Annotated in this window: 15 protein-coding genes; 6 read left to right on the top strand and 9 right to left on the bottom strand. The window is 60.5% G+C overall.

What is annotated here, in order from left to right; genetic code table 11:
• Positions 1-136 precede the first annotated feature (136 nt).
• From dgoD to QM647_RS17650, 4 genes are all read left to right on the top strand, one after another.
• A complete protein-coding gene (gene dgoD, locus QM647_RS17665; RefSeq protein WP_414996871.1) occupies positions 137-1318 on the top strand; it encodes a galactonate dehydratase in 1182 nt (393 codons plus the stop codon).
• Between the two features lie 243 nt (positions 1319-1561).
• The gene (locus QM647_RS17660; RefSeq protein WP_414996870.1) at positions 1562-2422 is read left to right on the top strand and encodes an SMP-30/gluconolactonase/LRE family protein; all 861 of its coding nucleotides are present in this window, start codon (positions 1562-1564) and stop codon (positions 2420-2422) included.
• A 118-nt stretch (positions 2423-2540) separates the two neighbouring features.
• Positions 2541-3458, top strand: coding sequence for a 2-dehydro-3-deoxygalactonokinase (locus QM647_RS17655; protein ID WP_414996869.1), 918 nt, complete (start codon positions 2541-2543; stop codon positions 3456-3458).
• Positions 3455-4093, top strand: coding sequence for a 2-dehydro-3-deoxy-6-phosphogalactonate aldolase (locus tag QM647_RS17650; RefSeq protein WP_414996868.1), 639 nt, complete (start codon positions 3455-3457; stop codon positions 4091-4093). The genes QM647_RS17655 and QM647_RS17650 overlap by 4 nt, the downstream gene beginning before the upstream one ends.
• 42 nt (positions 4094-4135) lie before the next feature.
• Here the strand turns inward: QM647_RS17650 and QM647_RS17645 are convergent, their stop codons facing one another.
• From QM647_RS17645 to QM647_RS17635, 3 genes are all read right to left on the bottom strand, one after another.
• Positions 4136-5815 (bottom strand): pilus assembly protein TadG-related protein, encoded by a 1680-nt coding sequence (locus QM647_RS17645; RefSeq protein WP_414996867.1) that lies wholly within the window; start codon positions 5813-5815, stop codon positions 4136-4138.
• A gap of 210 nt (positions 5816-6025) precedes the next feature.
• Complete coding sequence (locus QM647_RS17640; RefSeq protein ID WP_414996866.1) at positions 6026-8392, bottom strand: membrane-bound PQQ-dependent dehydrogenase, glucose/quinate/shikimate family; 2367 nt, start codon at positions 8390-8392, stop codon at positions 6026-6028.
• 174 nt (positions 8393-8566) lie between these two features.
• On the bottom strand, positions 8567-8995 hold the full coding sequence (locus QM647_RS17635) for a winged helix-turn-helix transcriptional regulator (protein ID WP_414996865.1): 429 nt from the start codon (positions 8993-8995) through the stop codon (positions 8567-8569).
• Between the two features lie 100 nt (positions 8996-9095).
• On the opposite strand from QM647_RS17635, the gene QM647_RS17630 reads away from it, so the two are divergent.
• A complete protein-coding gene (locus tag QM647_RS17630; protein ID WP_414996864.1) occupies positions 9096-9956 on the top strand; it encodes an SDR family oxidoreductase in 861 nt (286 codons plus the stop codon).
• Positions 9957-9993: 37 nt separating this feature from the next.
• The gene (locus QM647_RS17625; protein WP_414996863.1) at positions 9994-10509 is read left to right on the top strand and encodes a GNAT family N-acetyltransferase; all 516 of its coding nucleotides are present in this window, start codon (positions 9994-9996) and stop codon (positions 10507-10509) included.
• Here the strand turns inward: QM647_RS17625 and QM647_RS17620 are convergent.
• The 6 genes from QM647_RS17620 to QM647_RS17595 all read right to left on the bottom strand — a co-directional run bounded on the left by QM647_RS17620 (position 10506) and on the right by QM647_RS17595 (position 14760).
• Positions 10506-11378: a LysR substrate-binding domain-containing protein gene (locus tag QM647_RS17620; RefSeq protein ID WP_414996862.1), complete on the bottom strand. Its 873-nt coding sequence runs from the start codon at positions 11376-11378 to the stop codon at positions 10506-10508. The genes QM647_RS17625 and QM647_RS17620 overlap by 4 nt on opposite strands.
• Positions 11379-11386: 8 nt before the next feature.
• On the bottom strand, positions 11387-12385 hold the full coding sequence (locus QM647_RS17615) for a YeiH family protein (RefSeq protein WP_414996861.1): 999 nt from the start codon (positions 12383-12385) through the stop codon (positions 11387-11389).
• Positions 12386-12485: 100 nt separating this feature from the next.
• A complete protein-coding gene (locus QM647_RS17610) occupies positions 12486-12938 on the bottom strand; it encodes an NUDIX domain-containing protein (protein WP_414996860.1) in 453 nt (150 codons plus the stop codon).
• Positions 12925-13950, bottom strand: a complete 1026-nt coding sequence (locus QM647_RS17605; protein WP_414996859.1) for a hypothetical protein — start codon at positions 13948-13950, stop codon at positions 12925-12927. Before QM647_RS17605 ends, QM647_RS17610 begins: the two co-directional genes overlap by 14 nt.
• 48 nt (positions 13951-13998) lie before the next feature.
• Positions 13999-14328 carry a 2Fe-2S iron-sulfur cluster-binding protein gene (locus QM647_RS17600; protein ID WP_414996858.1) on the bottom strand — a complete coding sequence of 110 codons (330 nt, stop codon included), beginning with the start codon at positions 14326-14328 and terminating at the stop codon, positions 13999-14001.
• Between the two features lie 78 nt (positions 14329-14406).
• Positions 14407-14760 carry an Hpt domain-containing protein gene (locus QM647_RS17595; protein WP_414996857.1) on the bottom strand — a complete coding sequence of 118 codons (354 nt, stop codon included), beginning with the start codon at positions 14758-14760 and terminating at the stop codon, positions 14407-14409.
• Positions 14761-14805: the final 45 nt, after the last annotated feature.

Here is a 14805-nt window from a genome sequence, read left to right as displayed (position 1 = left end):
AGATAAGCCGAAAAAATAATCCCGTTCTATCCGGCGGAAAAATCATCGGGGCGCATCTTTAATTATAATACAATTTGCTTGACCCCCGGCTCACCAGGGGGTACGCCAATTATACGATAATTACAGGAACCGCCTCATGGATACCGCCGCTCCGCTTTCGACTGTTACAGCCCAGACAGCCTTGCGCAAGATAGAAACCTTCGCCGTGCCGCCACGCTGGCTGTTTGTTCGCGTTGAGACCGAGGATGGCGCCGTCGGCTGGGGGGAAGCCTCGCTCGAAGGGCATACTGAAGCGACTCAGGCCACCTTCGCGGAGATTCGCGAACGCTTTCTGGGCCATGACGCTGATCGTATCGAAGACATGTGGCAGGTGTTTTACCGCTTGGGCTTTTATCGCGGTGGCCCAGTGCTGATGTCGGCGCTTTCCGGTTTCGACCAGGCCCTGTGGGATCTGAAAGCGCGCCGCCTCGGCGTGCCGGTGTGGCAGTTGCTCGGCGGCCGGGTGCGTGACCGCGTGCCGGTCTATGCCTGGATCGGCGGCGACCGTCCGTCGGATGTGGTCGATGCCGGCAAGGCCCGCCTTGAGCAGGGTTTCAAGGCCGTCAAGATGAACGCCTCGGAAGACATCGGCTGGCTCGATTCGCCCAAGGTCATCGACGGCGTGGTCGAGCGCCTGACCTCGGTGCAGGCCCTGGGCCTCGATGTCGGCCTCGATTTCCACGGCCGCGTTCACAAGCCGATGGCCAAACAGATCGCACACGCCCTGGAGCCGCTGCGTCCACTGTTCATCGAAGAGCCCCTGCTCTCCGAACACCCGGAAGCCATCGAACAATTCGCCAACATGACCTCCACGCCGGTAGCCCTGGGTGAGCGCCTCTACAGCCGCTGGGATTTCAAGCCGTTCTTCGAGCGCGCCTGCGTAGATATCATCCAGCCCGACCTCAGCCACGCCGGCGGTATTTCCGAAGTCCGCCGCATCGCCGCGATGGCGGAAGCCTATGATGTCGCCATCGCGCCGCATTGCCCGCTGGGCCCGCTGGCCATGGCCGCCTGCCTGCAGATCGGGCTTTCCACGCCGAACCACGTCATTCAGGAAATGTCGCTGGGCATCCATTACAACACCAATGGCCACGACCTGCTGTTCTATATGAAGAACCCGGAAGTGTTCGATGTGAAGGACGGCAATGTCGAAGCCCTGACCGGCCCGGGCCTCGGCGTCGAGATCGACGAGGACAAGGTGCGCGAAATGGCGAAGGACTGCCCGCCCTGGCGCAATCCGGCCTGGCGCGGCCCGGATGGCTACGTGCGCGAGTGGTAGGATAAGGAAGTCAGAAACCCCACCACCACGCCGATAAATCGGCGCCCCCCAATTTCTGCGAAATTCAGGGAGGTACAAGGAACACGCTTCTTAATACCCCCCTGAAACGCTCTTGCGTTTTGGGGAGGGGGACCGCACGAAGCGTCGCAGGCGCTCAGATGTGGTGGTGGGGTTTCTTGCTTTTCTTTTTCAGCCGCTTATCCTAAAACGCCTAAACTCAGACAATACAGGACTCAGGAAACCATGACCGCCATTCTCCGCCGCTCCGCTCCCGGCGCCATTCTCGGTGAGGGCCCTCTGTGGTCCAAGCGCGATCAGTGCATCTACTGGGTCGATATCCTGTCGCACAACCTGCACGCCTATTATCTGAGCGGCGAAAGCAAGACCTGGCACTTCCCCGAACCGATCGGCTGGGTGATCGAACGCGCGCAAGGCGGCTTTATCGCCGGCTTGATGTCGGGTTTCGCCGAGGTGACGCTCGAACCGTTCGCTATAAAGCATATTGCCTCCCCCTATCCGCACGAGCCGGAAAACCGCATGAACGATGCCAAGGCCGATGACCTCGGCCGCATCTGGGCAGGCTCGATGCACAAGCCGATCACCAAGGTTTCCGGCGCCTTCTACCGCCTCAATACCGACCTGTCCTGGCAAGAGGTCGACGGCCCCTACAAGATCGCCAATGGCCCGACCTTCTCGCCGGACCATGCCAAGGTCTATCACACCGATACCGGCAAATCCGAGATATACGTCTTCGATATCATCGATGGCGAACTGGCCAACAAGACCCTGTGGCTGACCTTCCCGGAACACTGGGGCGGCCCGGATGGCATGACGACCGATGCGCAGGGCGGCATCTGGATCGCGCACTGGGGTATCGGCCGTGTGACCCGCTTTAATCCGGATGCCACGGAGGACTTCCATATCGAGCTCCCGGCGAAACAGATCACCAGCCTGTGCTTCGCCGGTGACGCGCTCGACCGCGTCTTCGTCACCTCGGCGGCGGAAAACCTGCCGGAGGACCGCGAAGGCGGCACCCTGTTCGAAATCCCGGCACCGCTGTTGCGCGGCCATACCGGGCTGGAGCCGCAACAATTCAAGGGCTGAGCGTTACCATCGGAAACGGATTGCAACACCTTCTGAACACAGGCGCCAAGGCTTCGCAAAACTCAGCTAGCGACGGTTTTGCGGTGATGCTAAACCCGCCGCGTAAAACATCGCTATCATGAAGACGACCGAAATGACCTATGCGCCGCCCGCCCTGCTCGCCGCCGACTGGGGCACCACCAATTTCCGCCTGTTCCTTTTCGGCACCGATGGCCAGGTCATCGCCAAGCACACGGCGAATATCGGCCTGAAAAACCTCGGTGTCCTGACCTTCGAACAGGCCCTGCTGTCGGTCATGAAGGGCGATTTCGACCGCCCGGACCTGCCGGTCCTGCTGTCCGGCATGGTCGGTTCGCGCACCGGCTGGGCCGAGGCCCCCTACGTGCCCTGCCCCGCCAGCCTGACGGAGATCACCAACGGCCTGGTCACCGCGCCGTCTGAAAAGCTGAAGGTCAGGATCGTGCCCGGCCTGAGCGCCGCCGCCGATCACGAAGGCCTGCTCAATGTCATGCGTGGCGAAGAAACCCAGCTCTTTGGCCTTGGTGACGGCGTGTTCGTCCTGCCCGGCACCCATTCCAAGTGGGCCAAGCTGGAAAATGGCGTCATCGAGGGCTTCAGCTCCTACATGACCGGCGAAATGTTCCAGGTCCTGAAGCGCAATTCAATCCTCGGCGATCTGATGGACAATGACAAGGACGATGAGGACGCCTTCAAGCTGGGCGTCGATCGCGCCATGGCCGACAAGTCCTTCCTGTCGCTGGTCTTTTCGGTGCGCACCGAAGGTTTGTTCGGTCACATCGCGCCGGAAAGCCTGTCCTCCTATCTCTCCGGCCTGTTGATCGGTTCGGAAATCCGCGCCGAAAGCATCCGCCACGGCATCCGTCCGGTCGGCATTGTCGGCGACGGCAGTCTGTCCAAACTCTATAAGCGCGCCCTCGCCCACACCGGCTTTACCGACGTCACCATCCATGATGGCGACGAAGCCGCCGCCGCGGGTCTTTGGGCGATCGCGCAAAAAGGAAAACTGGTTCTATGACCCTTATGCAGCAATGGCAGGATACGCTGAAAACCCTGCCGCTCGTCGCCATCCTGCGCGGCCTGCGCCCCGATGAAGCTGTCGCCGTCGGTGAAAAGCTGGTCGAGGCCGGGTTCCGTATCGTCGAAGTGCCGCTCAATTCGCCAGAGCCGTTTGACTCGATCAAGAGGCTGGTTCAGGCCCTGGGTTCGCGCGCCATTGTCGGTGCCGGCACGGTACTGAACGTGGCCGATGTCGAGACCCTGCATGCGGTCGGCGGCCAGATCTGCATCTCGCCTAATGCCAATCCGGATGTCATCCGCCGCGCCAAGGCGCTCGGCATGATCTCCTTCCCGGCCTTCTTCACCCCGACCGAGGCCTTTTCGGCCATTGATGCCGGCGCCGATGCCATCAAGCTGTTCCCGGCCGAACTGGCAGGCACGACCGGCCTGAAGGCCATGAAAGCCGTGTTACCGAAGACCGTTCCGGTCTTCCCGGTCGGCGGCGTCAATCCGGACAATATGACAGATTTCATCGCGGCCGGCGCGGCCGGTTTCGGCATCGGCTCGGCCGTCTTCAAGCCGGGCGACACGCCGGACGAGGTCTATAAAAAAGCCCGCGCCTTTGTCGAAGGCTGGCAGGCCATCCAGAAATAAGAAAACGCCGGAAGCTTTCACTTCCGGCGTTTTTTGTTTGCTCTACTGCACCAGCCTGAGCTTGCCGATGCGCTGGAAGATATCCGCCATGGCCGTGGTGAGCTGCGACGCCGAGCTGAGATCGTAGTAGTAGATTGTCTTAGTGGCACAGGCCTTTAGCATATCGCTGTTACCATCCATCACACGGACAACGAAGATCGTAATCCCCTTGTCCTTTGCCGCCTGACAGGCCAAGGCCGTGCGGGCATCGATGAGGGAACTACTGGCGCTACTGGGGGTCCAGCGATTTGCCGTGTTATCCCCGTCAGTGACAATGATCATGTACTTGTCCATGTCCTCATCACCCCAGGCCACGCCTTGCGTGTAAGGTGCATCAGGTGAAAGCACTTCCATGCCCATCTGAACGCCAATGGTAATATTGGTATTGCCTGCGGCCACCAGATTGTTGACATAGGTCTTGGTGGTACTGATGCTGGTTGTCAGATCTTGTATGGCTGAAAGGGTAGAATTATCGCAATCCGTAGCCTGATATGCGCTATCCAGAACACCCGCAGTGTAGGCCGTGGCAGAAACATCATATGATTGCCCGCGATCCATTACACATCCTCCTGAACTGCCTGCCCAGGTACTGGCATAGGTTGAGAAAATAGGCGTGCTGGCAAATGCTGTGTAACCGCTTGGGCTATAGCTCGTATAGGCTGCCTTGGCATTATCGGCTGCACTAGTTGTTGTAGTTGTTGTTTTTCTGCCTGACGTGGTAGTTGTTGTGGTTGCCACGTAAGTCGTGGCCGTAGGCGTGCCAACACTATATGTGACCGTGCCCGTCGTCGCATTAACCGTCGCCGTCGCCGAATTTGTATAAGTCACCGAACTTACATAGGTTATGGCTGTGGCCGAATATACGCCTGTGCTTGTATTGACCTTGTAAAACATCTTCGCAGCCGCGAGGGACAGGCAAGATGACTGGTTCGCACTGCTGGCGCTGGCGCATATTGAATTGTACACCTTATATGCAGCCAGGCAGGAATAGTAGACTCCCGACGGGGTGCCTGCCGTATGAGTATTATTCGACTCGGTCTCGGCGCACTTGCTATAATCCACATAACTATAGCTTGAACTGGGCGTCAAACGCACCTGCGTATTGAAGGGCACAACCCCGACCTTGACATTGGAACTGTTATTGCCGCTGGAATCCAGCAAGGAATTCAGCACCGCAGTCACACTCGATTTCAGGTAGGTCAGCTTGCTGCTGGAATTCATCGAACCCGTCACGTCTAGCACGAGGGCCAGCTCAAACGGATTGACCTCGGACTGTGCCACGGAATTGACAGTGATGGTCTGGGTTGCGCCAATTATGGAGCCGATAAAGATCGGCTTGACCGTACCTGTGGCCGAATAGGACAGCTTGGAGACATTACCCACTACGGTCTTGCCCAGACTGCGTGTCGTGATCGTCACATCATCATCGCTGAAATTTTCGGCAAAGGCCTCGTTGGCGGCGCTGCTGGCCGCCGTATCGCCCTGGCTGGTTGTCAGTGCGCCACGCAGGACAGCCACATCGGCCGCATCCTGCATCTTGTTGCGCGCATCATTCAGGCGCGAAAAATCGACGGCACCGCCGGTGATCATCACCAGAAACAGTGCGCTCAGGCCAAAAATGATGGCGACATTACCGCCCTTATGCTCGCGAAAGCGATTCCAGAATCCGCTCTTAGCAGACATCGACAGGCCCCATGACAAAATACGCCCATCGATCTTTGTGCCATCATATGTTTAACAAGCGAAAATCAGAGATGGTAAACACAAGATTTATTGTTGCCTCATGAGCAGGCCCCGCATTCGCCTCCCTGAGTCAGCCTGATCGGACAAGAAAAACCGGCGCTCCCTTGTTTGAAAAGAGCGCCGGTTTTGTAGGGTCAGTTTTATTCTTTCCTACGGCAAGGCATAGGCGATCAGGTAATCGCCTTCCGGCGTTTTCATGAAATGATGCCCGCCGGCCATGATCACCACATACTGCTTGCCGTTCTGCTCATAGATCATCGGATTGGCCTGGCCGCCGGCCGGCAGGGTGGTTTGCCACAGGGTTTTGCCTGTCCTGATATCGATGGCGCGGAACTGGTTATCCGTGGTGGCGGCGATAAAGATCAGCCCGCCCGACGTCACCGCCGGGCCGCCATTATTGGGCGTACCGATGGTGATCGGCAGCAGTGACGGCAGGCCGAAGGGGCCGTTGCGGCGCGCATCGCCAAAGGCGTGATCCCACAGGGTCTTGCCGGTCTTCAGATCGAAGGCGCGGATACCGCCATAGGGTGGCTGCTTGCACAGCATGCCGGTCACCGGCATCAGCCAGCCGGCATTGACATTGATGGCAAACGGCGCGCCTTCCTGCGGTCCAGCGCCTTCTGCCCCGCCCTTGCCCGTGGCGCGCGGATCGCCAACCGCGAAGATCTTGCGGTCATCGGCCTGCTTGCGGGTCAGCAACTGGTCATAGTTCGGCGTCAGATTATAGTTGGCAATGACCACGCCCCGGCGCGGATCGATGGCGGCGCTGCCCCAGTCCGAACCGCCATTATAGCCAGGATACTGGATATAGGGACGATCCACCTGCGGCGCCGTGTAAGGGCCTTTGTAGCTCGCCTCACGGAACTGGATGCGGCAGATCATCTGGTCGATTGGCGACATGCCCCACATCGAAGCCTCGGTCATGTCCTTCTCGCGCACATTCTGATACTTCGAATAGGGCTGGAGCGGGCTTCGCTCCTGGGGTTCGACGCCGCCCACCTCGGCCTGCATCTGGCCGACCTCGGTCAGCGGCTTGCCGGTGCGGCGATCCAGCACATAGAAATCGCCCTGCTTGGTCGGCAGCAGAATCGCCGGCACTATCTGTCCATCGACCGGGAAGTTGACCAGCGACACCTGGCTACCCTGATCGTAGTCCCAGACATCATTGATGGCGGTATGGAAGACCCAGGCGGGCTTGCCGGTATCGACATTCAGCGCCACCAGGCCAGAGGAATACATCTTCTCTTCCGGGCGACGCTGGCCGGTGAGATAGTCGGCGGCAGCATTACCCATTGGCAAGTAAACCTGACCCAGGGCCTCATCGCCCGTGGCGGTCGTCCACATATTCGGCGTGCCCGTGGTGTAGGTTTCTCCCGGCGGCGGCGCGCCATTGCGTTCCGGATGCACCATGTCCCAGGCAAAGCGCAGCTGGCCGGTGACAGCGTCATAGCCCTGGATCACGCCCGAAGGCGCCCATTTATACTGGCCGTCCTGAACCTGGTGGCCGGTGATGACGATGCCGTGGACAATCGCCGGTGCGGCGGTAATGGCTACCATCGACGGAATGACCTTACCCATGCCGTCGGTGATCTTCACCTGTCCGCCTGTGCCGAAGTGCTGGCAAGGCTGACCATTGCGCGCATCGACCGCGATAATGCGGCCATCGAGCGTGCCTTCGAAGATACGCTCGGCGCAGGTACTGCCCTGAACGGCGGTCGGGACCTTGTAGTAGGAGACGCCACGGCACGCGGCCGTATAGGGAATGGCGTTATCCGGCACTTTCGGATCGAAGGACCACAGCTTCTTGCCGGTGGCGGCATCGAGCGCGTACAGCTCGTTCATGCCGGTACAGGCGTAAAGCGTGTTGCCGATCTTGATCGGCGTGGTCTCGGCGCCCCATTTGTCAGGCAGGCTGCCGGTCCGGTAAGTCCAGGCGACCTTGAGATTCTTCACATTATCCGGGTTGATCTGGTTGAGATCGGCATAGCGCTGGGCACTTAAGCCACCGCCATAGGTCGGCCATTCCTGCCCGGCCGCGGCCGCACTATCAAAGGCCAGGGTATTGCCGGCGTCCGGCACCGGCGACTGCACGCCCGTGCGCCCGGCGATAGTGACTGCAATACCCAGCAGCACTACAAATGCCGCCGTGAGGCCAAAGCCCTTCAGACGCGCCTTACCGCCATCATCCGGCAGGGTGGCGATAACGAACACCAGCAGGACCAGTGGCGCCACGATGCGCGGCACCAGCGCCCAGCCGTTCAGGCCGGATTCAAAGAAGGCCCAGATGACGGTCAGAATAAAGGTGGTGATATATATCCAGTTGCCGAGCACCCGGCCGGTAAAGGTCAGGCCGCCGGAAACCGCCAGGGCCAGGCCGGCCAGCAGATAGTACCAGCTGCCCCCCAGCAGGACCAGTTTCACCCCGCCGATAACCAGGATCACACCAATCAGGACCAGCACGATGCCGAGCAGCTTCTGCCCCCATCCTGCTTTCGTTTGCGCAAAATAATTGGGCATCGCATCCTCCGCTGCCGGTTTCGGCAGTCCGGAGGGCGGTCGAAACTCGTTTCAAATTAAACTAGATCAGCATAGGATTCGAAAAATAAAGATTCAAAGTGTTACCGCTTTGCGTAACTAAGTTCTGCAGTGGAGGCCTTATGTTTCTGTTGGTTATGTCGCAGGCTGCGACAGTCAGGCCGTTTCCAGCTGCGTTTCGGCAAAGGCCTGGCGCGCCAGTCGTATCTGAGCGTGATGATCGCTGGCCCACGCCATGAGCCCCATCAACGGCGGCATCATCGATTCGCCCAGCCGTGTCAGGCGATATTCGACCGAAGGCGGCTGAGTCGGGAAGACATGCCGGCTGACCAGACCGTCGCGCTGCAGGTCGCGCAGGGTCTGGGTCAGCATGCGTTGTGAGATATCCGGCACGGCGCGTTTCAGCTCGCCAAAGCGATGCGGCCGGGTGCCCAGCGCCACCATCAGCAGACTCGACCACTTGTCGCCGATATGATCGAGCACATCGCGCACCGGGCATTTACTGCTGTCGATCTTGCCTTCCACTTCGACCATGACCGCTTTCATCGCCTGATGCAGCGCCGGTGTTATGATGGGTTCCTTCAAGGTAACTATCTCCCGTGAACCTGCCGTCTTTACAGACCGACATAAGCTACTATTTTACACATAGTCTCATTTCGTAACCACATATCATAAAGGAACCACCATGTCCAATCTTCTCGTCACCGGCGCCAACGGCAAGCTCGGTCGTCATGTTGTCCAGCTCCTTCTGGAAGCCGGCAAGGATCATATCATCGCCGCCTCGCGCGACACCTCGAAGATCGCCGACCTGGCCACCAAGGGCGCCGAAACCCGCGCCGCCGATTTCGATGATGCCGCCTCGCTGACCCAAGCCTTCAAGGGCGTTGATCGCGTGCTGATCATCTCGACCGACGCCCTCGGTTCCGGCCAGCGACTGAAGCAGCATCAGGCCGCGGTCAAGGCCGCCGCCGATGCCGGCGCCGAGATCGTCTACACCTCCATGCCCAAGCCCGATACGTCCGCCGTCATCTTCGCGCCCGATCACGCCGGCACGGAAAAGGCGGTGATCGCCAGCGGCCGCCCCTATACGATCCTGCGTGACGCCTGGTATCAGGAAAACCTGCTGATGAACCTGCCCGGCGCCTTTGCTTCCGGCACGCTTTACACCTCCGCCGGCGAAGGCAGGCAATCGCACGTCTCCCATGCCGATGTGGCGCGCTCGGCGGCCGCCGCGCTCAGCAAGCCGTCGACCAATGAGATCCTGACCCTGACCGGTCCGGAACTCCTAACCACAAAACAGATCGCCGCCCTGGCGTCGGAAATCGTCGGCAAACCGCTGGCCGTGGTCGATCTGAGCGACGAACAACTGGCGGGCGGCATGAAGGCGGCGGGCCTGCCGGAAGCCATCATCCCCATGCTGGTCTCCTTCGACACCAATACCCGCGAAGGCGGCTTCGATATCCTGACCGATGATGTCGAAAAACTGACCGGCCGCAAGCCGGAGCCTTTGCGCGCCTTCTTCGAAACCAGCAAGGCCGCCTTCTAACTTGCGAAGCCACGCATGCCCGTCTATCACAGCGGGCATGCGCATTCTTCCTGTCGAACCCGCTCACATTCCAGTCCTGTCGCAACTGGCGATGGATACGTTCAGCGAGACCTTCGCCCATCTCTATCCACCGGAAGACCTGACCGCCTTTCTGGAAAAGTCTTACGCACCGGAAAAGCTGGCGGTCGAGATCGCCGACACCGCACAGTTCTGGCGCATCGTCTATGAAGGTGATGAAGCCGTGGCCTATCTGCAGTGCGGTCCGGTCGGCCTGCCACATGCCGAGGCCGATCCGACGCGCATGGGCGAGCTGAAGCGCCTCTATGTCCGGGGCAGCCAGCAGGGCAAAGGCCTGGGAAAGATGCTGATGGCCGTTGCCCTTGGCTGGCTGGATGAAACCTACGGCCAGGCGCCGCAATGGATCGGTGTATGGAGCGAAAATCACAAAGCCCAGGCGCTTTATCTTTCGCAAGGCTTTGAAAAGGTCGGGGAATATCAGTTTCCGGTCGGCCAGACCCTCGATGACGAGTTCATCCTGTGCAGACGGCTTTAAGTCCGGCAAATATCCATGAATGCTTTTTCCGCCCGTGTACCTGACCGTTCCTTCAAACGGATCAGATAGAAGGCGCGCGGCGGCAGACCGACATCCACGCCCTGCAGCAGTCCCGCACGGATCGCCCGCTGCGCCACCAGTTCGGACTGTAGCGACACGCCCAACCCGGCCTCGACCACACCGCGTACGGATTCGTTCGACGGCAGCTCCATGACGATATTATCCGCCTCCAGCTTAAGCCCCATCGCCTCCAGATGATCGGCCAGAATATGCCGTGTGCCCGATCCGGGTTCGCGCACGATAAAGCGGAAGCCGGCCCAATCTGCGGGCTGCAACGGCTCCGGCAGGCTCTGGGCCATGGGCGCGATCAGCACCAATCTGTCGCCGGTCAGTTCGATCCGGCTGAGACGCGGCTCATCCACCAACCCCTCCACGATGCCGATATCCGCCTCGCCCGCCAGAACCCGTGCCGCCACGCCCTCGGTATTGCCCATGGACAGGCTTAAACTCAGTCCCGGCCAGACCGCATGGAAGCGCGCCAGACGCTCCGGCAGCCAGAAATTGCCCACGGTCTGGCTGGCGGCGATGCGTAAATGCCCGCGCTGTCCGCCCGTGACCTCATGCAGGGCCTGTTCGGCTTCATAGGCCCGCGCCAATACAGCGCGCGCTTCCGGCAGGAACAACCGCCCGGCTTCGGTGAGGGCAATGCCCCGGCCGATCCGGTCGAACAGTTTCGTACCGTACCGCGCCTCCAGCGCCGCGATCGCCGAGCTGACCGCCGACTGGGTCAGATTAAGCGTTTCCGAGGCACGGGTCAGATGTTCACGCTCGGCGACGGCAATGAAAATGCGAAGCTGCTCAAGGGTCATGCCGTTTTTTACGCGAAAGCGCGGATCAGGCCCAGCGTAAAAAGCGAGATGAACAGCGCACCGAAGGCGCCCAGGGCCAGTGGCGCCCAGCCCTTGGCCTTCAGGGCGCCGATATGGGTCTTCAGCCCCATCGCTCCCAGCGCCATGGCCAGCAGAAAGCCGGAGACCTGCCCACCGACCTGCGCCACCAAATGCGGCAGGGCCACCAGGCTGTTCAGCCCCATCAGCGCCACGAAACCGACCACAAACAGCGGCACCCCGACGCTGGCCTTTCCGCTGCCGGCCGGCCGACGCAAACGCAGCCCCATGACCAGCGGCGCCAGCAACATGATGCGCGTCAGCTTGGCGATGGCGCCCGTCTGTGTCGCTGCCTCGCCAACCTGCGTGGTGGCGCCGACCACCTGCGCCACCTCATGGATGGACGCCCCGGCCCACAGACCGTACTGGCGGGCATCTAGGGACAGGATCCGATCCGCCAGCGGCAGGACCAGCATGGCCGCCGTACCGAACAGGGTGACGAGCGCAATGGCGTAGGCCACGTCCTCATCCGACGCCTCGGTGACCGTATTGGTGGCCGCCACGGCCGAGGCGCCACAGATACTGGTGCCGGCGGCGATCAGTTCGGCCAGCTTCGGTGCAATCCCCAGTCGCGCCCCCACGAAACGGATGACGATGAAACTGACAAACAGACCCGCGGCGACCACCAGGAAACCCGGCAATCCCACCGATACAATCTGCCCGAAACTCACCTGTAGCCCCAACAAAGCCACCGCCAGACGCAGCAGGGTTTTGGAAGCCACAGCAATCCCCGGCTCCGCCGTTTCCGGTATGATCAGCACATGGCCCAGGATCATGCCGATAATCGTCGCGAGTATGGCTGGGGAGAAGGCGCCCATATGCGGCAGGTCGTGCAGTGCAAACCCCAGGCCCCCGATCAGCGCGGCCAGAATCAGTCCCGGAAAAGGTTTGGGCAGCCGGATAACACGGCGGGCAACAAGATCGGTCATAGACGCCTCTCCGGGCAAAGCTCTCAGTATGTCTGATGAGACCTTGCTTAGGCCGTTCTCTTCATTCGACCTAATGGATTAAATTTTTAAAATTGTTCGATTAAATTGATTGATTGCGCAACCACAGGGTCAGCGGCCAGGCATAGCCTTCGTTCTTGAGGTGGGTGATGACCAAGAGCGGATCGAGCCAGACCAGTTCGTGGTCCGCCTCGATTTTCAGCGCCGGATTTTCACCGACCAGCCGCACCTCGAAGATGTGGCTGTGGTTGTTATACGGCGTGCCATCCTCATGGATGAAGTAATGGCGCAGGTCGGCGATCGGCCGGACAACCTCGACGACCAGCCCAACCTCTTCGCCGAATTCACGCACCACGGCCTGTTCCGGGGTTTCGCCCAGATCGGCCGCGCCGCCGGGGAAATCATACTCATAGGGGCCATAGCCGATGCGCGAACAGGCAATCCTGCCGTTGATCGACAGGATGCCATAGCCGCCGGTGCGCGGCGCATAGTCCAGGCCCGGAAGCTGCGTGCCGTACTGATTAATCATTGCCATAGAGCAGCGCCCACGGATCGGCCACCTTGCCGGCGACGAAGTCGTCATAGGAGGCGGCCGGATAACCGACCCCTTGCGTCTTCGACTCGCGCCAGGCGTCCAGAAGGGCATCGCGCAGGTCGGAGGCCCCCTGCCCCAACCGCTCCGCCATGAAGGCCTTGCCGCGCGGATCGCCGTCCTTGAAACCGCCATCCTTTTCCAGCTGGTACATCGGGATCACCTGCTGGTAACTGCGCTTCAGACGCGCCGTAACGCACAGCTCGATCTTGTCTGTGCACGGCGTATAGGCACCGACATGGGCACGCACGTCAGCCGCGGTGATATTGGCACCGACATAAGGCCCTTCCAGTGGCACGTGGACCTTTTCGGTCGTAAAGCCCTGCGGATTGGGGAAATCGCCCCAGCCATTATAGTGGATGCTGAGGTGCAGGGGTTGGGTGGCATCGCCCATATAGTGCGCCAATATGCCAATATCGCGCAGGGTCAGATCCTCGCGGCGAATCCGGTCAGCACGGTACCAGGCCTTTTTTGACGCGTCCGTTTCGCGGCCTTCCATCAGGGTCAGGACGCGCCAGTAGGCCATGTCCTTGGTGACCTGCTGCCACATATCGACTGTCGCATACGGCAGGTATCCCGCCTTGCCGGGCTCGATGCTCCTGGCGCGCAGGGCCGCTTCATAATCGCTGCGCGTGGCCGGCAGCTCATCGAGCGACAGGCCACCCAGGGTCTTGCCGTCGTCATCCAGGTCGATGAAATGCGCCGGATCGCGCTCATTGTCATGAACCTTGCCGCTACCGCGCCAGCGGTCGGGCTCGCGGGCATATTCGCCAACATCGGCGATACCGGCCGGGCTGCGCAGGAAGGCCGGCGCATAGGCCGGCAGCGCCCGCAGCGCTTCCTCGCCCACCAGACGGTGGCCGGTCGAACCCCAGCCCCAGGCCGCGCCGGTGACAGCGACGCCCGCCAGAAGAGATGCTCCCAGAAGAGACGCTCTAAGAAGCTTTATTCGCATTTTCATGCCCCTTTTCCCTTTCAACGCCCCGGATTGTTAAACCTGAATTCAGTCCGTTTCCGGTGCCAGGGTGACTTCCAGCCCGTTCAAATCGTCACGCATCAGTATCTGGCACGATAGCCGCGACGACCGCTTCACCATGAAAGCTTCGTCGAGCTTTTCATCTTCCTCGTCCGATTTCGGCACCAGCTTGTCCTGCCATGTATCGGCGACATAAACGTGACAGGTGGCGCATTCCAGAGCGCCGCCGCATTCCGCCTTGATCGGCAGGCCGTTGTCGCGAATGATCTCCATGATCCGCCAGCCTTCCAGCGCCGGCAAGGTATGGGCCACGCCTTCGCGGTCGGTGCAGATGATGTGAAGCTCTTCGTCGCTCATGCCGGTTCTCTTAAACAACAGACGGGTTTTCGCGTGAGCGTTTAACGGCTTGGCCGGCAAAAGCCAACCAAAAAGCGCTTAGCCGCGCAGGGACCGGAGCTGCAGTTCGTGCAGATAGGCCGCCACATCGTGCAGGGCTTCGTTCATGGCTGTCTTGACCTTCTCTAGCCGCAGCTCCGCCCCAGCCGCCTCGCTGCGCTCCGCCATTTCCGCCGCCGCCGCCAGGAGGCCCGCGCCAATACCGGCCGCCGCGCCCTTGATGGTATGGGCCGCATCGCGCCAACCATCATGGCTGGTGGTCAATAGCGGTGTCCACAGCTCGCACTGCTGCTGGAACAGGTGCAACACCTCCTCCATCACCACCGCATCGTTCATGGTATAGGATTCGAGATAGGCGAAATCGACCGCTCCGGTGACGTCACGCAAGGCCATATCAGGCTCCTGAAAGGGAATCAGATAGTGAGCTTACATGCAAGG

The sequence above is a fragment of the Asticcacaulis sp. genome (genome assembly GCF_047605585.1).
Taxonomy (GTDB): domain Bacteria; phylum Pseudomonadota; class Alphaproteobacteria; order Caulobacterales; family Caulobacteraceae; genus Asticcacaulis.
The sequence above is the reverse complement of the archived record's forward strand: the minus strand, read 5'-3'. Positions and strand labels throughout refer to the sequence as shown.